The sequence below is a fragment of the Dyella lutea genome, from assembly GCF_024158035.1.
In the GTDB taxonomy this organism is placed as follows: Bacteria; Pseudomonadota; Gammaproteobacteria; order Xanthomonadales; family Rhodanobacteraceae; genus Dyella_A; species Dyella_A lutea.
The window spans coordinates 1,179,861-1,206,061 of sequence record NZ_JAMZEK010000001.1 but is presented as its reverse complement, the minus strand read 5'-3'; the positions used below and the strand labels follow the sequence as shown (position 1 = coordinate 1,206,061).

Here is a 26,201-nt window from a genome sequence, read left to right as displayed (position 1 = left end):
CTCAGCCCCCGGCCAGCGCCAGCACGTCGCCGAGCAGGGCCTGCGCAGTGACCTCCGGCCCGGCACCCGGTCCCTGGATCACCAGCGGCTGGGTGTTGTAGCGGGTGGTGGTGAGCGCGAACTGGTTGTCGGTGCCGTACAGGCGCGCCGCCGGATGCGTCGGCGGCACCTCCATCAGCCCGACGCGGGCATGCCCGCGCTGGTTGAGCCGGGCCAGGTAGCGCAATACGTGGCCGCGCTCGCGGGCCTCGGTGACGCGCGCCGCCAGGGGAGCGTCCAGCTCGGCCAGCCGCTCGAGGAAGGCCTCGGTGGACAGGCCGCGCAGCGCCTCGGGCACCAGGCTTTCCACCTCCACTTCGTCGGCGTTGAGCGAGAAGCCAGCGTGGCGGGCGAGGATCAGCAGCTTGCGCGCCACGTCCTCGCCGGACAGGTCCGAGCGCGGGTCCGGCTCGGTGTAGCCGAGCCGCCGCGCATCGGCGAGCAGGGAGGAGAACGGCACGCTGCCGTCGTACAGATTGAATAGGTAGGACAGCGAACCGGAGAACACCCCCTCCAGCGTCAGCAGCGCATCGCCGCAGCCGCGCAGGCGGCGCAGTGTGGACAGCACCGGCAGACCGGCGCCGACGGTGGCCGAATCGCCGTACTGTGCCCGGCCAGCGGCGGTGGCCGCCTGCAGCGCCCGCCAACCGGTCAGTTCGCCGCCGGCCAGCGCCTTGTTGGCGGTGACCACGTGATAGCCGCGCTCCAGCCATTCGGCGTGGCGCGCGGCCAGCGAGGCGTTGGCGGTGGCATCCACGACCACTTTCGCCGCCACCCCACTGGCGTCCAGCGCGGCAAGCAGCGCGGCGTTGTCGCGCGGATCGCCCTCGGTGCGGATCTGCTCGCGCAGCTGACGGTTGGCGAGCTTCGCCGGCTCGGTCTGCTGGCGCTTCGAATTGGCCGCCCCGACCAGCCGGATGCGCGCGGCGGCCGGCGTACACAGGAGCTTGAGCAGGGCGCCGCCGACCACGCCCGTGCCCAGCAGCACGATGGCGGCGGTCGGCGCCTCTGCCGGCGCTTTCAGCGAACGCGTCGCCGGGCCCGATTTGTCCGCCACCACCGCGCTCATGCACGCACCTTGCGTTTCGACGCGGCGGCGGCCATGGCGCGGCGCAACGCCGCGTCGAGATCGCGCAGCAGGTCATCGCCATCCTCGATGCCCACCGACAGGCGTAGCAGCGTATCGGCGATGCCGGCGTTGCGGCGCGCTTCCGGCGCCATCGCGGCGTGGGTCATCGACGCCGGATGGGCGATCAGGCTCTCCACCCCGCCGAGCGACTCGGCCAGCGAGAAGTATTCCAGGCCGTCGACGAAGGCGGCGATTTCCTCCACCTCGCCGTGCAGCTCGAAGCTGAGCATGGCGCCGAAGCCCTGCTGCTGGCGCGCCGCCAGCGCGTGCCCCGGATGCTCGGCCAGGCCTGGGTAGTAGATCTTGCGCACGGCGCCGTGACCGGCCAGGTGTTCGGCGATGCGCGCGGCATTCGCCTCGTGCTGGCGCAGCCGCACGCCGAGCGTGCGCAGGCCGCGCAGGGTCAGGTAGCTGTCGAAGGCGCCGCCGGTGAGACCATTGCAGTTGCCCCACCACTTGATCTGCTCGGCCAGCTCCGGCGTGCGCGCGACCACCGCGCCGCCGACGACGTCGCTGTGGCCGTTGATGTACTTGGTGGTGGAGTGCACCACCAGGTCCGCACCCAGCGCCAGCGGCTGCTGCAGCGCCGGCGAGAGGAAGGTGTTGTCCACCACCACCAGCGCGCCGACGGTGTGGGCGGCATGCGCCACGTGGCGGATGTCGGTGATCCGCAGCAGCGGGTTGGACGGGGTCTCCACCCACACCAGCGCCGGACGATGTGCCAGGCCGGCAGCCAGCGCGGCCGGGTCGGTGAGGTCGGCGAACACTACGCGGAAGCGCCCCTTCTTCGCCCACGCATCGAGCAGGCGCCAGGTGCCGCCGTAGCAGTCGTGCGCGGCCAGCACAGTGGAACCGGCGGGCACCAGTTCCAGCGCCAGCGCCACCGCCGACATGCCGCTGGCGGTGATCACCGCGCCGGCGCCCTGCTCCAGATCGGCCAACGCCTCGCCGAGCAGGTCACGGGTGGGATTGCCGCTGCGCGAGTAATCGTAGGCGCGCTTGCCGCCCAGCCCGGTAAAGCTGTAGTTGGTCGACAGGTGCAGCGGCGGCACGATGGCGCCGTGCTGGGTGTCGGACTCGATGCCGGCGCGGACGGCGCGGGTGCTGGGGGCCGAGTTGGTCATGGGTTTCTCCGGTACATCAGATGTCGAACGGGGATGGCCGCGCTTGTGCGGGAGCGACTTCAGTCGCGACGCTCCTCCCCTTCGGCGGGCTTGGGGCAAAGCGGTCGCGACTGAAGTCGCTCCCACAACGTCGATTCAGGGCAGCGCCTGGCGCAGCAGCAGGGCGAGACGGTCGGTTTCCTTGAGGAAGCCGTCGTGGCCGTACGGCGACTCGACCACTTCCAGCGTGGCCGGCCCGGCGAGCCGGCGCTGCAGCTCGCACAGGTCGGCCAGCGGTACCAGCCGGTCGGAGGGGAAGCCGATCAGCGTGGTCGGCGTGGGCACCTGTTCCGGTGGCACGTCGTGCAGGTCGATCGACTCGGACAGGGCCAGGAAGCGCTCGGCGTCGAAACGCTCGACGAAGCGGCGGCCGGCCTGGTCGAGGTAGTCCTCCACCGGGAAGTGGAAGCGGTCTTCGCGCAGTTCGGGGGAGCCGGCGAAGCGGCGGGCGAATTCCTCGCTGCCGCGGTAGGTGGTCATTGCCAGCTGGCGCGCCAGGCCGAGCGCCTCGTCGAGCTGGCCGGAGGACTGGCCCAGCCGCACGATGCCGCGCTGCACGCTGCGCAGGGCGGTGGCCATCGGGTGGGCGCGGTGCGCGCCGGCCAGCAGCACCAGCTGGTCGAGCTGCCACGGGTGCAGCTTGGCGAACGCCAGGCCAACCATCGCGCCGTAGGACGAGCCGACGAAGGCGGCGATGCGGCCGATGCCGAGGGCGTCGACCAGCGCGCTGATCGCGTTGGCCTGGTCTTCGCTGGAGACGGCGGTGGAGCCGAGCTCGGCCGGACTCAGCCAGTCGATCGAGAGCACGCGGTAGCGGTTCAGGTCGATCGCCTGGCCGTCGCCGACCAGCGCCTGCCACCAGCCGGCGGCCTCGCCTTCCGGCGCCACCACGTCGCGGCTGGCGGAGATCCCGCCCTGCACCACCACGGTCGGCGCGTCCGGCGCGCCGCACCAGAGATAGCTGACCTCGACACCCCGCGCGCCGCCGCCGTACTTGGGCTCCAGCGTGATGCGGCGCGCGCTGCGCTGGCGGGTGAGCGCGGACGGACAGACCGATGGCGTGGCAACGGCCTGGGGTTGGGCCGACGCGGTGACGGGGAGGTGGGCGAGCTGGGCGGACATTCGGGACTCTCCTGTGACATCGCACCTGCGGAGAGCCGAGTGAGTTGCCGTTGCGACGCGCCGTCGGCGCCCGTAAGCGGCATCCCATCTACCGGTGGCACCCGAGGGCGCCCCGCAGGAGTTGGCACCGTCGCAGGCTTGCGCCTGCAGGTTGCCCCGGCATCAAAGGGCCTGTCCCTCCGCCGGTCTCGATGAGTGGGATGACTGTATCGACGCCGGCGCGTTCGTGTCAACAGACGTATAGACGTCTATACGCCCATATAAGATTTGATCATGTAGAAATCCGGTGCAGTTGAAACGATCCAGCGAGGCGACCACCGCGACGGGCGGCCGGGCCAGGCCAGGCCGGGCCGGCCTGGCGAAGCCCATTGCGCCGGCCAGCTGCTACGCTTTCATGCATGCCCCCCCCTCCCGACCTCACCGCGCTGGGCGAACGCCTGCGGCGCGACGGCTTCGCCTTCCTCGATGCCCCGGTCACCGGCGCCCTGCTTGGCGCTCCGGCCGCCCTTGGCGACTGGCCGGCCTTCGCCGCGAGCTGGAACGACCTGGCGCCCGACACCTATCTCGCCGCGCAAGGCCGCCATCGGCGCCGGCGCCACGCCACCTTCGCCGTCGGCGAGGACGGCGCGATCGTCCGCCAGCCCCACCAGCCGCACTTCCAGAGCCTGGCCTACAACCGGCTGCAGGGCGACATACAGCGCTGGTTCGAGCCGATCGAGCCGGCGGTGGTCGAGGGCGACAGCCTGCAGCGGATCCTGACCTTCAGTCGCGACCTGTTCGGCGCACTGGCCCCGCCAGCCCGCCAGTGGCACGTGGAAGTGCACCAGTTCCGCATCGAGGCGCTGCCGGAGCAGGCCGGCGAACCGACGCCCGAGGGCATGCACCGGGACGGCGTGGACTACGTGCTGGTGCTGATGATCGACCGCCACAACATCGCCAGCGGGACCACCACCATCCTGGCGTCGGACGGCACCGAACTGGGCAGCTTCACCCTCACCCGGCCGCTGGATGCCGCCCTGGTCGACGATGCCCGCGTGTTCCACGGCGTAACCCCGGTCAGCCCGCTGGATCCCGCGCAACCGGCGCATCGCGACGTGCTGGTGGTCACCTTCCGCGCGGCCTGAGGGAAACGTCGCGTCCCCGGCCGGGATTTGCCGGCCGCCGCGGTGACTTGCGACACTGCCCGGCCACCCGCTGCCGGTCTCGCGCCATGGCCACCGCCGCCTCCATCGTCATCGCCATCATCGCCCTGCTGCACCTGTGGTTCCTGGTGCTGGAAATGTTCCTGTGGACCCGGCCGGCCGGCCGGCGGGCCTTCGGGCTGACCGTCGAATTCGCCGAGCAATCCAGGGTGCTGGCGGCCAACCAGGGGCTGTACAACGGCTTCCTCGCCGCGGGCCTCGCCTGGGGCCTGTGGCTGGGCGGCCCGGAGGGCCTGCACGTGAAGACATTTTTCCTCGGCTGCGTGCTGGTGGCCGGGCTCTACGGTGGGCTGACCGCCACGCGCAAGGTGTTGTGGATCCAAGCCGCGCCTGCGGTGCTGGGCCTGGCCCTGCTGCTGGCCGGTAACGCCTGACGATCGCCCGGCTCGCACGGGGCGACCGGGATAGCGGCTACCATCGGTGTCCGTTCCGCCTGGAAAACAGCGACATGTCCCACGGGTCCACCCAACGCCGGGACGATACGCATCGCCCCCCAACCGCCACCAGCGAACGCCTGGGATTCAGTGGCGACAACACGTTTCAGCGCGAACTGCGGCGACGGGTCGAAGCCGATTTCCGGGTGCGGGGCTGTGACCCGCGCGACGCCGGCTCGATGTACGCGAAGACCGCGATCATCCTGGCCGTTTTCATCGCCGCCTACGTCGGGCTGGTGTTCCTGGCCCGGGCATGGTGGCAGGCGCTGCCGCTGACCCTGCTGCTCGGCGCGGCCATGGCCGGCATCGGCTTCAACATCATGCATGACGGCGGCCACCAGGCGTATTCGGAGCACCGCTGGGTCAACAAGCTGATGGCGTTCACGCTCGACCTGGTCGGCGGCAGCTCGTACATCTGGCAGTGGAAGCACGCCCGCTACCACCACACCTACGTCAACATCGACCAGCACGACAGCGACATCGACCTCGGCGTCCTCGGCCGGCTCTCGCCCGACCAGCCGCGGCGACCCTGGCACCGTTTCCAGCACATCTACCTGTGGGCGCTCTACACCGTCACGGCGATCCGCTGGCACCTGTACGGCGACTTCCGCGACATGCTGACCGGCCGCATCGGCGAGCGGCCCTTCGAGCGGCCGCGCGGCTGGGACCTGACGCTGTTCGTGTTGGGCAAGCTGGCGTTTTTCACGCTGGCGTTCGGGCTGCCGCTGGCGCTTCACCCGGTGGGCACGGTGGTGCTGTTCTACGCCGCGGTGTCGGCGGTGGCCGGATTCCTGCTGGCGATCGTGTTCCAGCTTGCGCACGTGGTGGAAGAGGCGGACTTTCCTCAGCCGGACGGCGTCAGCGGCCGCATGGAGGCTCCCTGGGCAATCCACCAGTTGCGGACCACGGTCGATTTCGCGCGCGACAACCGCCTGCTCAGCTGGCTGATCGGCGGGCTCAACTTCCAGGTGGAGCACCACCTGTTCGTACGCATCAGCCACGTGCACTACCCGGCCGTGGCGAAGGTGGTGGAAGCCACATGCCGCGAATTCGGCGTGCCGTACCATGCGCATCGCACGTTTTTCGCCGGCATCGCCTCGCATTACCGCTGGCTGCGGCGATTGGGTGCAGCGATACCTGCCGTCGCGCCGCTGCCCGGAGTCGAGCGGCTCACTGCGCCCTGAGCCGCCGGCACCTGCCGCCCCCCCCCTGTCCTGCGAGACCGGGCCATCGGCCACCCGTGCCACCGGGGCATGCCTCGGCCCCGGTCCGGGCGGCGCGGCAGGCATTTGCCCGTCGAATGCCCCACGCCGACGGGATGGCGCCTCGGCCATCCTTCGGCGACGGCTGGCTGAACGGGTTCCCGGCGCCCCACCGGGCGCGGAAATCCCTGCACGCCAGACGGCGCGGTGGCGGACCACCGTCCGCAGGGCGCCCGGGCCGGAGGACCGCGCCGGGGTCGGCCTGGACGCCATTCGCTGCCGGATCGCCCCTCCCCCTGCCGGCCGACTGAACGCAGGGCTCTGATTTGCCAAGAAACCCGGCTATAATCGGCAGTTTGACGCACCTGCGCGCCGGGCAATCGGGCGCGTTGCAAGCATCGAACCACCGAAAGCGCACGATATTCCATGGGGCAGCACGAGCGCTGTCCTGCTCACGCTTCCCTTAAAACGCACCTACGGAACTCCGACAGTGGCCCGACAGAAACCCCTCAAGCTCTATCGCAACATCGGCATCATCGCGCACATCGACGCCGGCAAGACGACGACCACCGAGCGCGTCCTGTACTACACCGGCAAAAAGCACCAGATCGTCGACGTTCACGACACCAAGGACGGCAAGGGTTCGACCACGACCGACTACCTGGAGCAGGAGCGCAAGCGCGGTATCACCATCCAGTCGGCCGCCGTGTCGACCGAGTGGAAGGGCCACCAGATCAACGTGATCGACACCCCCGGGCACGTGGACTTCACCATCGAGGTGAACCGCTCCCTGCGCGTGCTGGACGGCGCCGTGGTGGTGTTCGACGGCGTGGCCGGCGTGGAGCCGCAGACCGAGACCAACTGGCGCCTGGCCGACCAGTACAACGTGCCGCGCATGTGCTACGTCAACAAGATGGACCGCATCGGTGCCAACTTCAAACACTGCGTCGACGGCATCAAGAACCGCCTCGGCGCCAACGTGGTGCTGTGCCAGGTCCCGCTTGGCAGCCATGACGACTTCATGGGCATGGTCGACCTGATCGCTGGCCTGGGCTACATCTGGCAGGGCGACGACAAGGACAGCAAGTGGGAGTCGATCCCGCTGGAGGAAGTGGCCAACCACCCGCGCGTGCAGGCGCTTAGCGCCACCGCCGACAAGGAGTGGGTCGCCAACCTCGCCGCGCTGCGCGAGCAGAGCATCGAGACCGCCGTGGAAATGGACGACGAGGCGATGGACGCCTACCTCTCCAACGGCGAGGTTCCGTCGCTGGAGAAGCTGAAGGAGTGCATCCGCAAGGGCTGCGTGGCCGGCAAGCTGGTGCCGGTGTTCTGCGGTTCCTCCTACCGCAACAAGGGCGTGCAGCAGCTGCTGGACGGCGTGATCGACTACATGCCGTACCCGGGCGAGAACGGCGGCATCCAGCTGGTGGACGAGGACGGCAACGTGCTCGGCGAGCAGGAAGTGACCGACGACGCCCCGGCCCGCGCGCTGGCGTTCAAGGTGATCAACGACCAGTTCGGCACCCTGACCTTCACCCGCATCTACTCCGGCGTGATCAAGAAGGGCGACACCCTGCAGAACGTCACCCGCGGCAAGAAGGAGCGCATCGGCCGCATCGTGGAAGTGCAGGCGAACGCCACCAAGGAAATCGACGAGGTCCGCGCCGGCGACATCTGCGCCTTCGTCTCGCTGAAGGAAACCGAGACCGGTGACTCGCTGACCGATCCGGCCCACCCGGTGCTGCTGGAGCGCATGCGCTTCCCGGACCCGGTGATCAGCGTGTCGGTGGAGCCGAAGAGCCGCAACGACGTCGACAAGATGTCCACCGCGCTCTACAAGATGGTCAAGGCCGACCCGTCGCTGAAGCTGGAAGTGGACAAGGAAACCGGGCAGACCGTGCTCAAGGGCATGGGCGAGCTGCACCTGGAAATCACCATCGACCGCATGCGCACCGAGCTGGGCGTGGACGCGAACATGGGCAAGCCCAAGGTCAGCTTCCGCGAAGCCTTCGGTCAGACCGTCGAGCACACCTACACCCACAAGAAGCAGTCCGGTGGTTCGGGCCAGTTCGCCGAAGTGAAGATGATCTTCGAGCCGGGCGAGCCGGGTTCGGGCGTGGTGTTCTCCGACGAGATCGTCGGTGGCCGCGTGCCGCGCGAGTACATCCCGGCCGTGCAGCACGCGATCGAGGTGGAGTCGCGCCAGGGCCAGGTGGCCGGCTACGAAGTGCTCGACTTCAAGGCACGCCTGGTGGACGGCAAGTACCACGACGTCGACTCGTCGGCGCTGGCGTTCGAAATCGCCGGCCGCGCCTGCTTCCGCGAAGCGCAGCGGATGTCCAAGCCGAAGCTGCTCGAGCCGATCATGAGCCTGGAAGTGGTGACCGAAGCCGATTACCTCGGCGACGTCATCGGCGACATCAACCGTCGTCGCGGCTCGGTGAGCGAGCAGGGCCAGAAGGGGCCGCAGGCCTACGTGCAGGGCTTTGTGCCGCTGGCCGAGATGTTCGGCTACATCAACTTCCTGCGTTCGGCCACCTCCGGCCGCGGCAACTTCACGATGATCTTCGATCACTACGAGGAAGTGCCGGCGAACCTGGTCGACAAGCTGATGGAGAAGGAGGCGAAGTAAGTATTCGCCTCATGACGCCGGCTTCACTGCCGGCGGCGGAAAAAGGCCCGGGGAGCGATCCCCGGGCTTTTTTTTTGCCTGTCGCAATTTCGTGCGGCCCGTCCAAGTGGCCGCCCGCTTCAGTTGGTGCGTCGCATGGTGACAGCACCGCACACGCTCACGGATGCTCCGCGCCCACCGGTGATGCAGGGGATCGCCGGAATTATCGATGCATCGTCACCCAGGGAGATCACCATGCACTTCGGCCATCCATCGGGCACCACCGGCAAATTCAGTCCGCCACTCCGTTACCGACGGTTGGCGCAGGCTTGCCGGGTGGCCTTGCTCGGACTGCTCGCGACCGGTGTGGTGCAGGCGCAGGACACGCCGCCGCCCGCACCGCAGAGCAGTCAAGATACGCCAGCGAAGAAGCCCACCAAGCCCGCCGCCACGACACTGCAGACCGTGGTGGTCACCGGCATCCGCGGCAGCATCGAGAGCTCGATCAAGGCCAAGCAGAACTCCAACGACATCATCGAGGCGATCTCGGCCGAGGATATCGGCAAGCTGCCGGACGCCAGCATCGCCGAAAGCCTGGCGCGCCTGCCTGGCCTCGCCACCCAGCGGCTGGACGGCCGGGCCAACCTGATCTCGATCCGCGGCCTGTCGCCCGATTTCGCCGGCACCACGCTGAACGGCCGCGAGCAGGCCACCATCGGCGAGAACCGCGGCGTGGAATACGACCAGTACCCGTCCGAGCTGATCAACAGCGTCACGGTCTACAAGACGCCGGACGCCAGCGTGATCGGCCAAGGCCTGTCCGGCACGGTGGACCTGCACACGATCCGCCCGCTCGATCTGCCCCATCGCGCGATCGTGCTCAACCTGCGCGGCGAGCACAGCACCAACGGCGACCTCAATCCAGGCGCTGGCGTCGGCGACATGGGCCACCGCGCCAGCGTCTCCTACATCGACCAGTTCTTCGACCACACGCTCGGCGTGGCGGTGGGCTTCGCCCAGCTCGACTCGCCGATCCAGGAGAAGCAGTACCAGGCCTGGTGGTGGAGCATGGACAACGGCCCGGGCAGCGCCGAACAGAACTGGGGCGCGCCGCATACGCCGGGGATGCCGGACGGGGTGATCTCGCAGGAGGGCATGCAGTTGCGCGCCAAGTCCGAGCGGCAGAAGCGCAACGGCCTGATGGCGGTGATCGAGTGGGCGCCGGGCGAGCACTACCACTCGACCCTGGACATGTACTACTCGACCTTCAACCAGCGGCAATACACCAACGGCCTGCAGTGGTCGAGCAGTCCCTGGGACGGCATCTCCTACAGCAATGTCGGGGTGACGCCCTACTCGCCCTACCCGCTGGTGACCTCGGGCACCATCGACGGCATCAAGCCGATCATGCAGAACGAGTTCAACCGCGAGCACGACAAACTGTTCTCGGCCGGCTGGAACAACCAGTACGACTTCGGCAACGGCTGGCAGGCGATGGCCGACCTGTCCTATTCCACCGCCAAGCGGAAGCTGCGCGACGCCTACCTGTTCACCGGCCTGCCCAACGGCGGCACCACCAGCGTGCAGTTCAATACCCCGGTGGGCAATGGCTACCCGGAATTCCGCACCGGTGTGGACCTGTCCAATCCGGCCAACGTGGTGTTTACCGACCCGGACAACTACGGCTACAACGGCCGCGAGGAGTTCGACCGCCAGCGCGACACGATCCGCGCGATCCGGCTGGAGGCCACCCATCCGGCCGGCTGGATCTTCTCCGACTTCACCCTGGGCGCGGATTATTCGGAACGCACCAAGATCAAGCAGGCGGACGTCTATTTCGCCTGGCTCAACGGCAACGGTTCGACCAGCGGCACCTACGCCAACACCTTCGGGGCGCCGATCGACGGCAACCTGATCGGCTCGCCGACCTCGCTGGCCTACGGCGGCATCCCGGGCATCGTCTACTACGACGTGCTCGGCGCCCTGGGCAACCAGTTCTACCTGACCGCCCGCAACGGCCTGGCCGACTACAACCGCAACTACACGGTGCGCGAGAAAGTGCCGCTGGGCTACGTGAAGTTCGACATCGACACGCACCTAGGCGACCTCCCGCTGCGCGGCAACGTCGGTGTGCAGGTGGTGCATACCAACCAGTCGTCCGATGCGCTGCAGACCAACGGCGACACCCTGGTCGGCCACATCTCCGGCGGCGCCTCCTACACCAACGTGCTACCCAGCCTGAACCTTCTCGCCCAGCTCACCGATCACCAGGTGCTGCGCTTCGGCCTGGCCAAGACCATGGCCCGCGGCCGCATCGACGACGAAAAGGTGGCCACCTCGGCGGGCGTGGCGCTGGTGCAGAACGGTCCGGCCGCCGGCCAGGTGCTGTGGTCGGGCAGCGGCGGCAACCCGAAGCTCAAGCCGTACGTCGCGGTCGGCACCGACCTGTCGTGGGAGAACTACTTCGGCAAGTCCAGCTACGTCGCGGTCGCGGTGTTCAACAAGAACCTGCTGAACTACGTCTACAACCAGACCACGCTGCACTACGACTTCTCCAACTACACCAACGACAACCCCACCCTCACCCCGACCAGCAACTACGGTTCGTTCACCCGGCCGGAGAACGGCACCGGCGGACGCATGGAAGGCCTGGAGCTGTCCGGTTCGCTGGAGGGCGGGCTGGTCGCCGATGCACTGGACGGCTTCGGTGTGCAGGGGAACTTCTCGCTGACCAACAGCAGCATCCCGAAGAGCTCGGTATCCTCGATCCCCGGCGGTCCGCACACCCTGCCCGGCCTGTCGCGCAAGGTAGCCAATCTCGCGATCTACTACGAAAAGTACGGCTTCTCCGCGCGCATAGCCGAGCGCTACCGCTCCTCCTACACCGGGGAGGCGGTCGCGCTGTTCGACCAACTCGGCTACACCACGATCCTGGCCAACCGGCAGACCGACCTGCAGCTCGGCTACGCCTTCGACGAGGGCCGCATGAAGGGCCTGTCCCTGCTGCTGCAGGTCAACAACCTGACCAACTCGGCGGATACCAGGCAGCAGATCGCCGGCCTGCCCAACAACGTGCAGGTCGCCCGCCCGCTGGAGTACGACACCTGGGGGCGTACGGTCATGTTCGGGCTGAACTACAAGCTCTGAGGCCGCCCACCCGGCCCGCGCGCCAGCGCGGGCCGGGACCCCATAGGCAGCGCACGCGGCGCCACGCATACTCGGGCGAACGTCACTCGACGCACCCTGGGGAGAACCATCGAAATGAGAGCAGCACGCACCCTGCGGCCCCTGGCCGCCCTGATCGCCTTGGGCCTGACCGCCACCACTGCCGTCGCCGGACCGCCCGGGCCGCCGATGCAGACCCGCGAGCTGGGCGAGGCGATGGCCATGCTGCGCCATGCGATCAGCGTGCCCACGGTCAAGGGCAACCACCAGGTACCGGCACTGGCGACCTATCTGGCCGGCAAGCTCAAGGAAGGCGGCTTCGCCGCAGACGACGTCCAGATCATCCCGGTCGGCGAAACCGCCGCCCTGGTCGCCCGCTACCGCGGCACCGGCCACGGCAAGCCGATCTACCTGTCCGGCCACATGGACGTGGTGGCAGCCAAGCGTGCGGACTGGACCCGCGACCCGTTCACCCTGCTTCAGGAAAACGGCTACCTCTACGGCCGCGGCACCGCCGACATGAAGACCGCCGTGGTAGTGCTGGTGGAGACGCTGATCCGACTCAAGCGCGAGGGCTTCAAGCCCAGCCGCGACATCGTGCTGCTGCTGTCCGGCGACGAAGAAACCGATATGGCGACCACCCGCGAGCTGGCCAGGCGCTACCACGACGCCGAATTCCTGCTCAACGCCGACGCCGGCGGCGGCACCATCGACCCAACCACGGGCAAGCCCTCGGTCTACGAAATCCAGGCGGCGGAAAAGACCTACGCGGACTTCCGAATCACCTTCACCTCGCCCGGCGGCCACTCCAGCGAGCCCTCGCCCGACAACGCGATCTACCGCCTGTCACACGCGATCGACAAGGTGGCGGCCTACGCGTTTCCACCGATGATCAACGACATCACCCGCGCCTCGCTGCGCGCCACCGGGGCACACACGCCGGGGCCACTGGGGGCGGCGATGCTGCAGTTCGCGGACCACCCTGACGACGCGAAAGCCGCGGCCACCATTTCGGCCGACCCGGCCTATGTCGGCCAGATCCGCACCACGTGCGTGGCCACCATGCTGCAGGGCGGCCACGCGTTGAACGCGCTCCCGCAGAGCGCCAGCGTCAACGTGAACTGCCGGATCTTCCCGGGCACCCCGGTGGCCAGCGTGCGCGAGACGCTGACCAAGGTGATCGACGACCCGACGGCAACCATCACCGTGCTCGATCCGAAGCCCGTGGAGAGCCCCGCCTCCCCGCTGCGCCCGGACGTGATCGCCGCGGTGACCGAGGCGGTGCACGCACGCTTCCCCGGCGTCGAGATCGTACCGGGCATGTCCGCCGGCGCCTCCGACAGCATGTACTTCCGCAACGCCGGCGTGCCCAGCTACGGCGTCGATGCCGCCTTCACCAAACCCGACGACACCTTCGCCCACGGCCTCAACGAAAAGCTGCCGGCGTCCGAGGTGGGCGCTGGCCTGCAGTTCTGGCACCAGGTGCTGATGAAGCTGGCCAAGTGACCCAGCCGGGGCCTGCCCAGGGGAAGCGAAAGGCCCGGCAATTGCCGGGCCTTTTGTCAGGACAGACCGCGATACACGCGGCAGGTGAAGGCATCAGGAAATGCGGGCCTCGCACTGCTTCTGCATCTGTTCCTGCAGGGCCGCGGGACTCTGCTTGCTTGCGTATACGTCGTGTATCACGCCCAGCATGCCCTGACTCAGCTTGCGGGGCCCGAAGCGTGAGGTGAAGCGGCTCTGCGGTATCTGCCGATCGCGGGCATCGGCCGCCATCCGGACCAGATTGCCGAAGTTCTCGCAGCGCTTGAGTTGGGTGGCCCTGGGGGTGATCGGCACGGCGGTGGGTATCACGTTCTGGTGGACTTCCTGTGCCCCGCAGGCTCCGCTCAGGGTCAACAGGGATGCCATGGCCATGGCGGGAAAGCTCACGATGCGCATATCAATTCCTCCTGAATCGATTCGTCTTGCCGTTGGCGGCATCTACATCATCCCCGATCCCGGGCTGCCGGAGTGTGAAATGGCGGTGAGTGGGGGGTGCGGGCCTGGGCGGGAATCGGCCGCCGATGGCAGTCCGGCCACGCTACAATGACCAGTTGGCCAGCATGACTCTTGCCCCATGTCCCCCCACCTGACCGAAACCCGCCGCCGCCGCACCTTCGCCATCGTCAGCCACCCTGACGCGGGCAAGACCACGCTGACCGAAAAGCTGCTGCTGTTCGGCGGCGCGATCCAGATGGCCGGCTCGGTGAAGGGCCGCAAGGCGGCCCGCCACGCCACCTCCGACTGGATGGCGCTGGAGAAGGAGCGCGGCATCTCGGTGACCTCGTCGGTGATGCAGTTCCCGTACGAGGGCAAGATCGTCAACCTGCTCGACACCCCCGGCCACGCGGACTTCTCCGAGGACACCTACCGCGTGCTCACCGCGGTGGACTCGGCGCTGATGGTGATCGACTGCGCGAAGGGCGTGGAGGAGCGCACGATCAAGCTGATGGAGGTATGCCGCCTGCGCGACACGCCGATCATGACCTTCATCAACAAGCTCGACCGCGAGGGCCGCTCGCCGATCGAGCTGATGGACGAGGTGGAGTCGGTGCTGGGCATCGCCTGCGCCCCGGTGACCTGGCCGATCGGCATGGGCAAGCGCCTGAAGGGCGTGTACCACCTGGTGCTCGACGAGGTGCACCTGTTCGAGCCCGGCAAGAACTTCACCCGCCAGGACTCGACCATCTTCAAGGGCCTGGACGCCCCCGGCCTGGAAGAAGCCATCGGCGCCGAGGCGATGGCCGAGCTGCGCGAGGAACTGGAACTGGTGCAGGGGGCCGCGCCGGCATTCAACCTGGACGAGTACCTCGCCGGCAAGCTGACCCCGGTGTTCTTCGGCTCGGCGGTGAACAACTTCGGCGTGCAGCTGCTGCTGGACTTCTTCGTCGAGCACGCGCCCTCGCCGCGTCCGCGCGGCACGCTCACCCGCGAGGTGTCGCCGGAGGAGGAGAAGCTCACCGGCTTCGTGTTCAAGATCCAGGCGAACATGGACCCGGCGCACCGCGACCGCGTCGCCTTCATGCGCGTCTGCTCGGGCACCTACACCGCCGGCATGAAAATGATCCAGCCGCGCACCGGCAAGGACGTGCGCATCGCCAATGCGCTCACCTTCATGGCCAGCGACCGCGAGATCGTCGAGACGGCCTACCCCGGCGACGTGATCGGCCTGCACAACCACGGCACCATCACCATCGGCGACACCTTCACCGAGGGCGAGCTGCTGAGCTTCACCGGCATCCCCAACTTCGCGCCGGAGCTGTTCCGCCGCGCCCGCCTGCGCGATCCGCTCAAGGCCAAGGCCCTGCAGAAGGGCCTGGCCCAGCTGTCGGAGGAAGGCGCCACGCAGTTCTTCCGTCCGCTGATGTCGAACGACCTGATCCTGGGCGCGGTCGGCGTGCTGCAGTTCGACGTGGTGGCCTACCGGCTGAAGGACGAATACAACGTCGACGCCAGCTTCGAGCCGGTCAGCGTGTCCACCGCCCGCTGGGTGCACTGCGACGACGAGAAGATGCTGGCCGAGTTCCGCGAGAAGAACGCCATGAACCTGGCACTGGATGCGGCCGGCGAGCTGGTCTACATCGCGCCGACCCGGGTCAACCTCCAGCTGGCGCAGGAGCGCTGGCCGAAGGTCCGCTTCTCTGCCACACGCGAGCACGCGGCCTCGGTCGAGGTCTGACCTTCCGCAGCAAGGCGTGCGGGGCTCAAGGGGCCGGCGCCTTGCAGTAGCGGTCGATGAACACCTGGTGCATCGGCATCGCCGCCGCTGCCTCGGCCATCGACTGGCGCACGCGCTCGACGAACTGCACCAGCTCGGCCTCGGGCATGCGGTCCACCACCGGGTGGTAGCTGCGCGGCACGATGCCCTGCCCCAGCATCACCTGGATCCAGCTCGGCAGCGCGAAGAATTCCTCCGCATCGCGGAAGAAGCGGCCGCTGGCGCGGAACAGGTCGATGTTCTCCTGCAGCGAAGCAGGCACCTCCATGGTGCGGCACGTATCCCAGAACGGCGTGTCGTCACGCTCCGTCGCCTTGTAGTGCAGGATCAGGAAGTCGCGGGTCTTTTCGTACTCGAAGATCGTTTCGCGGTTGTAGCGCTCGACCAGCATCGGGTCGAAATCGCGATCGGGGAACAAGCCCAGCAACCGCTGCAGACCCGACTGGATCAGGTAGATGCTGGTCGACTCCAGCGGCTCCATGAAGCCGGCGGCGAGCCCCAGCGCCACCACGTTCCGGTCCCAGAACCGCTTGCGCCGGCCGGTGGTGAAGCGCAGCGGGCGCGGATCGCCCAACGCCGGGCCGTCCAGGTTCGCCAGCAGGGTCGCGGCCGCCTCGTCGTCGCTGATCTGCCCGCTGGCGTACACGTAGCCATTGCCCACTCGGTGCTGCAACGGAATGCGCCACTGCCATCCGGCCGGCCTTGCCGTGGCGCGCGTGTAGGGCAACGGCGGCCCGGTGATCTCGCACGCCACCGCCATCGCGCGGTCGCAGGGAAGCCAGTGCGTCCAGTCCTCATAGCCGGTCTGCAGTGCCTGCTCGATCAGCAGGCCGCGGAAGCCCGAGCAGTCGATGAACAACTCACCCTCGATGCGCTCGCCGCCCTCCATCACCACCGCATCGACGAATCCGTCGCCCGCGCGCCGGCTCACCGAAACGATCTTGCCTTCCACCCGTTGCACACCGCGCCTTTCGGCCAGGCCGCGCAGGTAGCCGGCGTACGCGGCCGCGTCGAAGTGGTAGGCGTAGGCAATGTCGCTCAGCGGCGAGCCGGGTGGCGCGTCGCCGGCGCTCGCCATGAAACGCCCCATCGGTGCTGCCACGGTCTGCAGCGAATAGGCGCCGATCGGCTCCGCGCGTCCGCCGAGGAACAGCTTCAGCCAGAACTGGTGGAACGGCAGCGGCCCCAGGCCGCGGCCGATCTTGCCGAAACCGTGGATATAGCTCTCGCCGATGCGGCCCCAGTCATTGAACTGGATACCCAGTTTGAAGGTGGCCTGGGTGCGGACCACGAACTCGCACTCGTCGATGCCCAGAACCGAACGGTTGAACGTCTGCATGTGCGGCACGCTGGCCTCGCCCACGCCGACGATACCGATCTCCTCGGACTCGACCAGGCGGATCGTGGCGCCCTCGCCGACGTAGGTAGCCAAGGTCGCCGCCGCCATCCAGCCGGCGCTGCCGCCGCCCACGACGACGATGTTCCTGATCCGGTGGTCGTTCATTGCCCCTGCGCCCGGGATGAGATCCGTGAATGAAAACGGCAGGACCTGCAAAAGTACAGGCCCTGCCGTCGCGGGAGGATCCGTTGCCTCAGAACTTGTACGTCAGGCCCATGTAGACGATGCGACCGGCGTAACCGTTGGAGTAGAAGCGGGCCTTGGTGTCGTTGCCCAGGTGCGAACGCGACTCCTCCTTGGTCAGGTTGAGCACCGAAGCAGACGCGCTGAGCGCCTTGGTGATGTTGTACGCCGCATTGAGGTCGATCTGCTGATATGGCTCCTCGTAGACGTTCAGGCCGTTGTCGAGCCCGTCGACCACCTGGCCGCGCCGGTTGTACGAGGCCCGCGCCAGGAACCGGGCGGTTTCGTAGAACACGGTGAAGTTGGCCTGGTTCTTGGCACTGCCGACCAGCGGCGACTTGCCGATCGCGGTGCCGTCGCCGAGGGTGATGGCCGCCTCGTTGGTCTTGTTGTAGGTGTAGTTGACCTGGAAGCCCAGACCGAAATCGAGCGTGTGCTGGGCGTACAGCTCGACGCCTTCGGACACGCCATTGCGGCCGCCGGCGGTGGTCGAGTAGTTTTGCACGGTCACCTTCTGGCCACCGACGTCCATCGAGACGTTCTGCACCACCGGCACCGAGAAGTTGCTGACGTTCTTGCGGAACAGGTCGGCGCCGAGCACGGAGCCCGGATGGAAATACCACTCCAGTGCCAGGTCGTACTGGGTGGCCTTGTACGGCTGCAGGTTCTTGTTGCTGCCTGCGCCGTACCAGCCCACCTCGTCGCCGCCACCGATCAGGCGACGGTCGTTGACGTATTCCTGGCTGTAGTACTGCAGGCCGCCGGGGGCGGCGATGTCGTTGTAGCTCGGACGCGAAATCACCTTGGACGCGGCGCCGCGCAGCAGCAGGCTGTCGGTCAGGTCGTAGGCGATGTTGAAGCTCGGCAGGACGTCGGTGTAGGTACGATCGAGCGAACTGACCACGAACGAGGAAATGTGCCCGGTGGCCGGGTTGGTCTGGCTGTCCGGCAGCGTCGTGAAGCCGCTGACGCAGCCGGACCCGGCGGGTGCACCCACCGCCGGCAGGCCGCCGGTCTGGCAGGGTGCCGGGCTGCCGTTGGGTCCGTTGAAGAAGTAGTCGTTGTAGTAGTCGACCTGGTCCGTCGAGTCGGCGTGCTGCCGGGTACGCGCGATATGCACGCCGAAGTTGCCGCGAAGGCGCTCGGTCTTGAAGTTCGCCTGCAGGTAACCCGAGTAGATCTTCTCGTCGACGTTGTAGACGAAGTTGTTCTCGTTGCGGGTCTGCATGCCGCCGTAGGTCTGGTTCAGATAGGCGATGTAGGCCGGGTAGTTGATCGCCGGGAAGGCACTGGCGCGGATGCCGCCTGCGATGTCGCCCAGCGACTGCCCGTACAGGAACTGCGGCTGGAACACCGAGGCATTCGGGTCGCAGCCGTTCTGGAAGCGGTTGTCGTAGTTGGAGGGATCGGTACCCTGGCAGACCCAGTAGTTGTTGCCGGTGCTGCGATGGGTGCCGCCGTCTCGGTACTTCACGCCGAACTGCAGCGAGTCCAGCCAGTTGCCGTAGGCGAGCCAGGTGAAATCGGCCTGGGCATACTTCTGCCGGGTCGCGTTGCGTGTCCAGGAAGAACCGGTCGAACCGAGGTCGATCTCGCCGATGCCATTCTTGAGGTTCTGCAGCAATTCCGGCGAGAACGTCATCGTCGGCGTGCCGACCAGGCTCCAGGCGCTCATATAGTTGCCGAGGTCGTAGTCGCCCGTCGCATTCTGGCGGCGCGGCTTGATCGGTACCGAGAGCTGCAGTTGCGGACCGCCCTGGGCCCAGGTGCGGCCGGCCTTGAAGCTGGCGTTGAACGACTCGCCCTCCCACTCGCCGCCGAGGTCAATGGTCTGCGACAACGCATGCTCGCGGTTGTAGCTGCCGGTGATCTGCGGCGTGGGGATGGTGCAGTCGTCCGGACCAAAGCCGCCGGTATTGGTCAGTCCGCCCGCAGCCGCCTCGGCACTGCTGCAGTAGTAGGTCTTGCCCGGATGCACCGAATAGTTGGCGCCGGTGACGATGGTGCCGCTGGGATCAAAAGTCAGCCCGTCGAGCATGCGGCCACCGGGCCAGTTGCCGTCACCGTTGTATCGGGCCAGGTTCCATTCCGGGATCTTCAGCGTATTGGTCTGCGAGTCCTGCGACAGGTCGAAGCGGAAGTAGTTGGCGGTCAGGGTGAGCTGGTCCACCGGCCGGAACTGCACGGTCAACTGCCCGCCCTTGCGCTCGCGCTGCTCGTCCTTGATGTTGAGGTTGACCGAGGTCGGCATCGCGAAATTGCAGTAATAGCCGCAGCCGGTGGGCGAACCATTGACGAAGGGGCCGGTGTACGGGTGGTTCTGGTCGTTGAACCCCGACTGCCCCCACCAGTAGCCGGTCATGCCCGACGGCCTGCCGTTGACGTCGGTGGCCGGATGCCCGTTGTAGTCGTCGCCGTACCACTGCCAGTTCTCGGTGCTGGCGCCCATCGTGCGCGTCGTGCGTCGCTGGGTGGTGTAGCCGACGAGGATACCGAGGCGGTCGTCCTTGTCGTGCCAGGAATACAAGCCGGAGAACTGTCCGTCGGTCTTCTTGGTCGTGTCGGCCCAGGTGCCCTCGGCAGAAACGAAGCCGGAGTTCGCCTTCATGTCCAGCGGACGGCGGGTGTGCAGGATCACCGTGCCGCCGATTCCGCCCTCGTCGATGCGCGCTTCCGGCGTCTTGAACAGCTCGGCACTAGAGAGCATGTTCGACGGCAGCAGCGTGTAGTTGAACGAGCGCGTCGGGTCGCCGTTGGATTCGGCCGTGGCGATGTAGTTGCCGTTCAATTCGGTCAACGTCAGCTCCGAGGACAGACCGCGGACGCTGACGTTCTTGCCCTCGCCGCCGTCGCGGCTGATGATCACGCCGGGCACGCGCTGCAACGCATCAGCCACGTTCTTGTCGGGGAACTTGCCGATGTCCTCGGCGGTGATGACCTCGACGACGGCATTGGCTTCGCGCTTCTGGTCCAGGCTCTTCTCGATCGAGTAGCGGTAGCCGGAGACCGTGATCTTGTCCAGCGAGACCACCTTGTCCTGCTTCGCCTTCTTTTGCGTTGCCTTGCCCTGTTGCGCCTGGCTCTGCTGGGCCTTGTCCCCGGCATCGGCCTGCGCCTGGGCCCCCACGCAGTACAACGCCGACAGCACGGCCACGGTCAGCATCCTGGCCGGCACGGATTGACGTTTCATATCTATACCCCTTGGATCTGGATCAGCACGACTCCAGAGCAGCCGCCCCTTGGCTCGCCCCTCCGAAGCATTCACAGCCCCTGATTTGAGACGTGGAATTTAGATCGATCTAAATTCCACGTGCACGAACCCTATCCGAAATTTCTTCGGGTGTAATGCTGCGGCGCACTGCAACGGGGCAAGCCATTCCGGACGAATGCCGCGCCAAGCCTCGGATGGATATGGGTGACGACGAGGTCCCTCGTGCCGGAATGCACCCACCGGATTGCACCCGCCTTGCCTGGCTTGGGGCGACACCGGCTCCGCGCATGGGCCGATGCGTACAACTCCGCGCGCGATGGCTCGCCACGCACCCACGCAGTACCGATCCCGCTCGACCAGACCGGACAGGGCTTGCGCGAGCGACATCTGCTCAACGGCGCGGCAGGAGCATCGCAGGAGCACGTGTACGCCGGCCGTGACGCAAGCATGAACCCCACTGCGCCGGCTTGTCGCCAACGATCCGCCGCGGCCGACCAGCTGGACCGTCGCCGATCCGGGAGGCACACCCGAGTGCTGCGTTGGTCGCGGGTGCGCCATGGCAAGCCGGGCATGGGAGCGGGCTGAAGCCCGGGATGATGAGCTGGCACAACACGGGACGCGCGTCAGCACGCTGATCATCCTGACCGACTGGACGGCCGATACCGAGCGCCGGCTGCCCATCCAGTCCCACTTGCTCGCCGCGATGGACATCTCATGGCAAACGCCAGCGCCAGCCGGGGCATCACGCCGTGGCACGACGGACCGTGGGACGAGCAGCTGCCGCACCAGAAGGCCGACTGCGCGCTCCAGGAGGCGAAGCCCCAGCGGGGGCGGAGCGCGCCAGGCGACTACGCCGACTGTTCCACTAGCCGCGGGATCGGGGCGAAACCCACATCCGTACCTCGGCTTCGAACACTGCCTCGCCGGCGCCATCGGTCACTCTTACCGCGACAGGCCACTCGTAGCCAGTCGCGACCGAGGTTGCCGGGACCGTGGTTGTCGCGGTCGCGTGCAGCGTGCCCACGGCCTTCTTCAGATAACGCACTTCCATGCCCTTGGGGATCCAGCGCATGTCCTCCGGGATGGTGGCGTCGGTCATCACCCCGGCACTGAGTTCGGCCATGTTGCACAGGGCGATTGCATGCACGGTGCCGATATGATTGTGCACGCGGCGACGGTCACGGATACGCACCACGCAACGACCGGGAGCCAGTTCCACGAAGCGGGGCGCAATGGTCGCGAAATACGGCGCCTTCAGGCACACCGCTCGCGAGAACAGCCAGTGGCCGAGCGGCCAGCGGGTGATACGGCGGTACAGCGCAAGCACGCTGGATGACATGAGTCCCCCCATAAAAGGACAGCGGCCGGATGGCCGCTGTCCGTGCGTTCTTTCCGGACCGGGCTTACGCCGCGTCGGCAAGCCCTTTCGGAGCCGATTCGCTGCGCACCACGGCGGCACGCAGCTCCTTCGGATCGAAGTCGTCCACCGAGATGAACTCGAAGGTACCCTCGCGCACTCGCTTGAGCAGGGCCGCTTCGCCATCGGCAATGACTCCCGCCTTTACCGCTTCCAGCAACTGGTCGTTGTACTCGTGCGAGGTGAACTGGCCGGTCTTCTGCGCCTTGAGGAACTTGCGCTCCACCGGTTCGGCGGCGATCACATCGGGCAGCAATGCATTCATGCGACCCACCGTGTTGTTCGCGCTCGGAGTGAGGTAGGCCCATTCGGTGAGTCGATCGCGGGCCTCGCCCGGCGCGGTGATGATCGCCGCGACGCGACGGCCGAGGCGATCCGACGGCGGCACCTCACGACGCCCGAACGGGAACACCAGCACGCGCAGCAACCAGCCCACCGGCTTCACCGGGAAGTTGCGGATCGCGCCATCCAGCGCCATCTGCATGCGCCACACGCACTCGTGGAACGCCCAGGCCAGCAGCGGGCGGTCGGCCTCGGGACGGCCGGTGTCCTCGTAGCGCTTGAGCATCGCACTGGCGATGTAGAGGTAGCTGAGCACGTCGCCGAGGCGGGCGGACAGCTTCTCCTTGAACTTCAGCTTGCCGCCCAGCACGCCCATGAACACGTCGGCACACAACGCCAGCGCGGCGGAGTAGCGGTTGAGCTTGCGGTAGTAACGGCGGGTGTAGGCATCGCCTGCGGCGTCACCGATCGCCGAACCGGTGATGCCGAGCGTGAAGGCGCGCACCGCGTTGGAGATGCCGAAACCGATGTGGCCGAACAACGCTCGGTCGAACGCCTTCAGGCGGTCGCCATAGTCAGCGATCGACAGCGACTGCATCTCCTTCAGCACGTATGGATGGCAGCGGATCGCGCCCTGGCCGAAGATCATCAGGCTGCGCGTCATGATGTTCGCGCCCTCTACCGTGATCGCGATCGGCACGCCCTGCCAGGCGCGACCGGCGTAGTTCTTCGGACCGAGCTGCACGCCCTTGCCGCCGTGCACGTCCATCGAATCGCCGGCCACCACGCGGCCCCACTCGGTGGCATGGTACTTGGCGATCGCCGACGGCACCGCCGGCTTCTCGCCACGGTCGACCGCCGCCGCGGTGGCACGCGACAGCGCGGCCGTGGCGTAGGTCAGGCCGCCGATGCGCGCCAGCGCCTCCTCGACACCCTCGAAGCGGGCGACGGCCAGGCCGAACTGCTTGCGCATGCGCGCGTAGGCTCCGGTGGCAGCCACCGCCATGCGCACGCCACCGGTGGCGTTGGACGGCAGCGAGATCGCGCGACCGACGGACAGGCACTCGACCAGCATGCGCCAGCCGTGGCCGGCCATGTGCGGACCGCCGATCAGCGTGGTCAGCGGCGCGAACACGTCCTTGCCGTGCACCGGGCCGTTCTGGAACGGGATGTTCAGCGGGTAATGGCGGCGCCCGATCTCCAGCCCCGGCGTCGAGCGCGGCAACAGGGCCAGGGTGATGCCCAGGTCTTCCTTGTCGCCTAGCAGGTGGTCCGGGTCGTACATGCGGAAGGCGAGACCGACCACGGTGGCGACCGGCGCCAGCGTGATGTAGCGCTTGTCGAAGGTGAGGCGGATGCCCAGCGTCTCGACACCATCGACCATCTGCTTGCAGACCACGCCGTAGTCGGTCAGCGAGGTCGCGTCGGAGCCGGCGTACGGCCCGGTCAGCGCGAAGCACGGGATCTCCTCGCCCACCGCCAGACGCGGCAGGTAGAAGTTCTTCTGCTCGTCGCTGCCGTAATGCAGCAACAGCTCGGCCGGGCCCAGCGAGTTCGGCACGGCGACCGTCGAGGCGACCGTGGCAGACATCGTGGCCAGCTTCTGCAGCACCGCCGAATGGGCCAGCGCGGAGAACTGCAGGCCGCCGTACTGCTTCGGGATGATCATGCCGAAGAACTTGTTCTTCTTGATGAACTCCCAGACCTCCGGGGGCAGGTCGCCCAGTTCATGGGTGATCTGCCAATCATCGATCATCGAGCACAACTGCTCGACCGGGCCATCGAGGAAGGCCTGCTCCTCCACGCTGAGCTCCGGCTTGGGCTGCTTCAGCAGTTCGTGCCAGTCCGGCTTGCCGGAAAACAGCTCGCCCTCGAAACCGACGGTGCCGGCCTCCAGCGCGGTCTGCTCGGTGTCGGACAGCTTGGGCGTGACCTTGGCGAAGATCTTCAGCAGCGGCGCGCTGATCTGGCGGCGGCGGAACGCCGGCATCAGCAACGGTACGGCGATTACCGCCACGATGATCAGCAGGATCACCGTGGTCACCGGTGCGCCGGCAAGCACGCCGACCACCACAGTCGCGAGGGCGGTGGCGATCGCCCACGTGCGCAGGCTGGTGCGGTGATAGGCACAGGCGCCGGTGGCGATCAGCGCGGCCAGCAGGGTCAGTAACACGGACATCTCGACACCCTCGTTGCAGGTTGGTGTTGCGGTTCAACCAGCCGCAATGCCCGCACGGGCATCTTGGCGATCCAGGTCGCGGACGAACGTTGCGATCTCGCGCGTGAATGCGTCGTTCGCATCGCCCGCCAGCATGTGCGTAGCCGCCGGCAGTTCGACGTGGCGGGCATGCGGCACCAGTTGCAGGAATTCCTCCACGGTGGCGCGCGACACCACGTCGCTGCGACCACCGGAGAGCAGCAGCACCGGCACGTCCACTTTCGCCGCGGCGGCCATCAAACGGGGCTGGTAGCGTTCGCTGTCGCTGACCACGCCGGCCAGCAGGGCCGGGTCCCAGTGCCAGCGCAGCCGGCCGTCGCCGCCTGCGCGCAACAGCGGCCGGAGCTGGTCTTCGGTCTTGCGTTCGCGCCGCTGCGGCAGGTACTCGGCGATCGCCTCGGCCGCGTGTGTGTAGTCGGAGAAGCCGTCCGGATGCGCCTGCATGAAAGCAAGGATGCGCTCCACACCCGCGGTCTCCCAGCGCGGCGTGATATCCACCAGCACCATCGCGCGGAACGGCGCGGGGCGTTGCTCGCCGGCGACCACCAGCCCGAGCAGGCCACCCATCGAGGCACCCACCAGGATCGGGGCTTCCGGCTGGGCGGCTGCCACGATCGCCAGGTCGGCCGCGAACTGCTCGATGTGGTAGCTGCCACCGGGCACACGGTCGCTCTCACCATGACCGCGGCTGTCGAAACTCACGCATTGGCAGCCGTCCGCCGCCAGCGCCGTGGCGCTACCCGACCACGCACCGCGCGTCTGGCCGAAACCATGAGCGAACAGCAGCACCGGGCCGCCGGCAGCACCGCGAGTCTCCACCGCCAGCTGTAGGCCGTCGGGAGTCTTGAGGCGAGAGGTACGGGGGGCGACTTCGAACATACGCATGAGTATGGATTTTGCCCGCGGCCGCCGTCAACCCGCGATGCAGCATTGACCGGACGCCCCTTCCGGTCCCGGACTGGCGTGGCGCGTCGCACATTGCAAAGAGGGGGACGCGGGCTACCATACGCCGATGAATGCGAACGCCAAACCTGAACGGACCCGCCTCAGCGCCGAGGACTGGGAAGAAGCCGCGCTCAAGCTGATCGCCGAACAGGGCGTCAACGCGGTGGCTGTCGAGGCCCTCGCCCGGCAGCTGGGGGTGACCAAGGGCAGCTTCTACTGGCACTTCCGCACCCGCGAGGCACTCGTGCAGGCCTCGCTCGAGCGCTGGGAGCTCTATGGCGAACGCGAGATCATCAGCCAGATCGAGGCCATTCCCGACCCTCGCGTGCGACTGCCCGAGCTGTTCCGCCGGGTCGCCCATGAGCTGCAGCCGCACCGCGTGTATGCCGCGCTGCTCAAGGCGCTCGATCATCCGCAGGTGATCCCGGTGATGGCCCGCGTGTCGCAGCGGCGCATGGAGTTCCTCAACACCGCCTACCGCGAGGCCGGCATGCCTCCGGTCGAGGCGCTCAACCGGGCTCGCCTGACCTACGCCGCCTACGTCGGTTTCCTCCAGCTCAATTTCACCCTGGGCCTGCCACGCATTACCCATGAGGAGTTCGACGCCTACGTCGAGCACATGATCGCGACCCTGATCCCGGCCTGAGGCCCGCTCCGATCCCGCAAGACGGCGCCCACGGGCGCCGTTTTTGCTGCACCCTTCCTTGCAATGCCAGTGC

At 67.5% G+C, this 26,201-nt stretch carries 17 protein-coding genes and 1 riboswitch; of the genes, 8 read left to right on the top strand and 9 right to left on the bottom strand.

What is annotated here, in order from left to right; translation table 11 throughout:
- Position 1: 1 nt before the first annotated feature.
- The 3 genes from NC595_RS05305 to metX all read right to left on the bottom strand — a co-directional run bounded on the left by NC595_RS05305 (position 2) and on the right by metX (position 3,453).
- A complete protein-coding gene (locus NC595_RS05305; protein WP_253565239.1) occupies positions 2–1,108 on the bottom strand; it encodes a homoserine dehydrogenase family protein in 1,107 nt (368 codons plus the stop codon).
- Entirely contained in the window at positions 1,105–2,292 is a 1,188-nt protein-coding gene (gene metB, locus NC595_RS05300) for a cystathionine gamma-synthase (protein WP_253565238.1), read from the bottom strand. The genes NC595_RS05305 and metB overlap by 4 nt, the downstream gene beginning before the upstream one ends.
- Positions 2,293–2,427: 135 nt before the next feature.
- Positions 2,428–3,453 (bottom strand): homoserine O-succinyltransferase MetX, encoded by a 1,026-nt coding sequence (gene metX / locus NC595_RS05295; RefSeq protein WP_253565237.1) that lies wholly within the window; start codon positions 3,451–3,453, stop codon positions 2,428–2,430.
- Positions 3,454–3,534: 81 nt separating this feature from the next.
- A riboswitch (SAM riboswitch) is annotated at positions 3,535–3,651 on the bottom strand.
- Positions 3,652–3,851: 200 nt separating this feature from the next.
- Here metX and NC595_RS05290 point away from each other — a divergent pair.
- The 6 genes from NC595_RS05290 (at position 3,852) to NC595_RS05265 (ending at position 13,573) form a co-directional block, all read left to right on the top strand.
- A complete protein-coding gene (locus NC595_RS05290; RefSeq protein WP_253565236.1) occupies positions 3,852–4,577 on the top strand; it encodes a 2OG-Fe dioxygenase family protein in 726 nt (241 codons plus the stop codon).
- An 86-nt stretch (positions 4,578–4,663) separates the two neighbouring features.
- The gene (locus NC595_RS05285; protein ID WP_253565235.1) at positions 4,664–5,029 is read left to right on the top strand and encodes a DUF1304 domain-containing protein; all 366 of its coding nucleotides are present in this window, start codon (positions 4,664–4,666) and stop codon (positions 5,027–5,029) included.
- 74 nt (positions 5,030–5,103) lie between these two features.
- On the top strand, positions 5,104–6,273 hold the full coding sequence (locus NC595_RS05280) for a fatty acid desaturase family protein (protein WP_253565234.1): 1,170 nt from the start codon (positions 5,104–5,106) through the stop codon (positions 6,271–6,273).
- Between the two features lie 508 nt (positions 6,274–6,781).
- A complete protein-coding gene (gene fusA, locus NC595_RS05275) occupies positions 6,782–8,923 on the top strand; it encodes an elongation factor G (protein WP_253565233.1) in 2,142 nt (713 codons plus the stop codon).
- Between the two features lie 234 nt (positions 8,924–9,157).
- Entirely contained in the window at positions 9,158–12,049 is a 2,892-nt protein-coding gene (locus tag NC595_RS05270) for a TonB-dependent receptor (protein ID WP_253565232.1), read from the top strand.
- Positions 12,050–12,163: 114 nt separating this feature from the next.
- Complete coding sequence (locus tag NC595_RS05265) at positions 12,164–13,573, top strand: M20/M25/M40 family metallo-hydrolase (protein WP_253565231.1); 1,410 nt, start codon at positions 12,164–12,166, stop codon at positions 13,571–13,573.
- A 93-nt stretch (positions 13,574–13,666) separates the two neighbouring features.
- Here the strand turns inward: NC595_RS05265 and NC595_RS05260 are convergent, their stop codons facing one another.
- Complete coding sequence (locus NC595_RS05260) at positions 13,667–14,008, bottom strand: hypothetical protein (protein ID WP_253565230.1); 342 nt, start codon at positions 14,006–14,008, stop codon at positions 13,667–13,669.
- Between the two features lie 178 nt (positions 14,009–14,186).
- Between NC595_RS05260 and NC595_RS05255 the strand changes: the two genes are divergently transcribed.
- On the top strand, positions 14,187–15,788 hold the full coding sequence (locus NC595_RS05255; protein ID WP_253565229.1) for a peptide chain release factor 3: 1,602 nt from the start codon (positions 14,187–14,189) through the stop codon (positions 15,786–15,788).
- Positions 15,789–15,813: 25 nt separating this feature from the next.
- Here the strand turns inward: NC595_RS05255 and NC595_RS05250 are convergent, their stop codons facing one another.
- The 5 genes from NC595_RS05250 to NC595_RS05230 all read right to left on the bottom strand — a co-directional run bounded on the left by NC595_RS05250 (position 15,814) and on the right by NC595_RS05230 (position 25,422).
- Positions 15,814–17,331, bottom strand: coding sequence for a tryptophan halogenase family protein (locus NC595_RS05250; RefSeq protein ID WP_253565228.1), 1,518 nt, complete (start codon positions 17,329–17,331; stop codon positions 15,814–15,816).
- A gap of 88 nt (positions 17,332–17,419) precedes the next feature.
- Positions 17,420–20,599 (bottom strand): TonB-dependent receptor, encoded by a 3,180-nt coding sequence (locus NC595_RS05245; RefSeq protein WP_253565227.1) that lies wholly within the window; start codon positions 20,597–20,599, stop codon positions 17,420–17,422.
- Positions 20,600–21,485: 886 nt separating this feature from the next.
- Positions 21,486–21,959, bottom strand: a complete 474-nt coding sequence (locus NC595_RS05240; RefSeq protein WP_253565226.1) for a hotdog fold domain-containing protein — start codon at positions 21,957–21,959, stop codon at positions 21,486–21,488.
- 64 nt (positions 21,960–22,023) lie between these two features.
- Positions 22,024–24,498 carry an acyl-CoA dehydrogenase gene (locus tag NC595_RS05235; protein ID WP_253565225.1) on the bottom strand — a complete coding sequence of 825 codons (2,475 nt, stop codon included), beginning with the start codon at positions 24,496–24,498 and terminating at the stop codon, positions 22,024–22,026.
- 33 nt (positions 24,499–24,531) lie between these two features.
- Complete coding sequence (locus tag NC595_RS05230) at positions 24,532–25,422, bottom strand: alpha/beta fold hydrolase (RefSeq protein WP_253565224.1); 891 nt, start codon at positions 25,420–25,422, stop codon at positions 24,532–24,534.
- A gap of 127 nt (positions 25,423–25,549) precedes the next feature.
- Between NC595_RS05230 and NC595_RS05225 the strand changes: the two genes are divergently transcribed.
- The gene (locus tag NC595_RS05225; protein ID WP_063674064.1) at positions 25,550–26,128 is read left to right on the top strand and encodes a TetR/AcrR family transcriptional regulator; all 579 of its coding nucleotides are present in this window, start codon (positions 25,550–25,552) and stop codon (positions 26,126–26,128) included.
- Positions 26,129–26,201: the final 73 nt, after the last annotated feature.

Bases quoted from the DNA above. Each gene is read 5' to 3' on its own strand.
- NC595_RS05285 (WP_253565235.1), top strand. From the start codon at position 4,664: ATGGCCACCGCCGCCTCCATCGTCATCGCCATCATCGCCCTGCTGCAC.
- NC595_RS05265 (WP_253565231.1), top strand. From the start codon at position 12,164: ATGAGAGCAGCACGCACCCTGCGGCCCCTGGCCGCCCTGATCGCCTTG.
- NC595_RS05235 (WP_253565225.1), bottom strand. From the start codon at position 24,498: ATGTCCGTGTTACTGACCCTGCTGGCCGCGCTGATCGCCACCGGCGCC.
- NC595_RS05225 (WP_063674064.1), top strand. From the start codon at position 25,550: ATGAATGCGAACGCCAAACCTGAACGGACCCGCCTCAGCGCCGAGGAC.
- NC595_RS05250 (WP_253565228.1), bottom strand. From the start codon at position 17,331: ATGAACGACCACCGGATCAGGAACATCGTCGTCGTGGGCGGCGGCAGC.
- metX (WP_253565237.1), bottom strand. From the start codon at position 3,453: ATGTCCGCCCAGCTCGCCCACCTCCCCGTCACCGCGTCGGCCCAACCC.
- NC595_RS05270 (WP_253565232.1), top strand. From the start codon at position 9,158: ATGCACTTCGGCCATCCATCGGGCACCACCGGCAAATTCAGTCCGCCA.
- NC595_RS05305 (WP_253565239.1), bottom strand. From the start codon at position 1,108: ATGAGCGCGGTGGTGGCGGACAAATCGGGCCCGGCGACGCGTTCGCTG.
- NC595_RS05260 (WP_253565230.1), bottom strand. From the start codon at position 14,008: ATGCGCATCGTGAGCTTTCCCGCCATGGCCATGGCATCCCTGTTGACC.
- NC595_RS05255 (WP_253565229.1), top strand. From the start codon at position 14,187: ATGTCCCCCCACCTGACCGAAACCCGCCGCCGCCGCACCTTCGCCATC.
- NC595_RS05245 (WP_253565227.1), bottom strand. From the start codon at position 20,599: ATGAAACGTCAATCCGTGCCGGCCAGGATGCTGACCGTGGCCGTGCTG.
- metB (WP_253565238.1), bottom strand. From the start codon at position 2,292: ATGACCAACTCGGCCCCCAGCACCCGCGCCGTCCGCGCCGGCATCGAG.
- NC595_RS05290 (WP_253565236.1), top strand. From the start codon at position 3,852: ATGCCCCCCCCTCCCGACCTCACCGCGCTGGGCGAACGCCTGCGGCGC.
- NC595_RS05280 (WP_253565234.1), top strand. From the start codon at position 5,104: ATGTCCCACGGGTCCACCCAACGCCGGGACGATACGCATCGCCCCCCA.
- NC595_RS05230 (WP_253565224.1), bottom strand. From the start codon at position 25,422: ATGCGTATGTTCGAAGTCGCCCCCCGTACCTCTCGCCTCAAGACTCCC.
- NC595_RS05240 (WP_253565226.1), bottom strand. From the start codon at position 21,959: ATGTCATCCAGCGTGCTTGCGCTGTACCGCCGTATCACCCGCTGGCCG.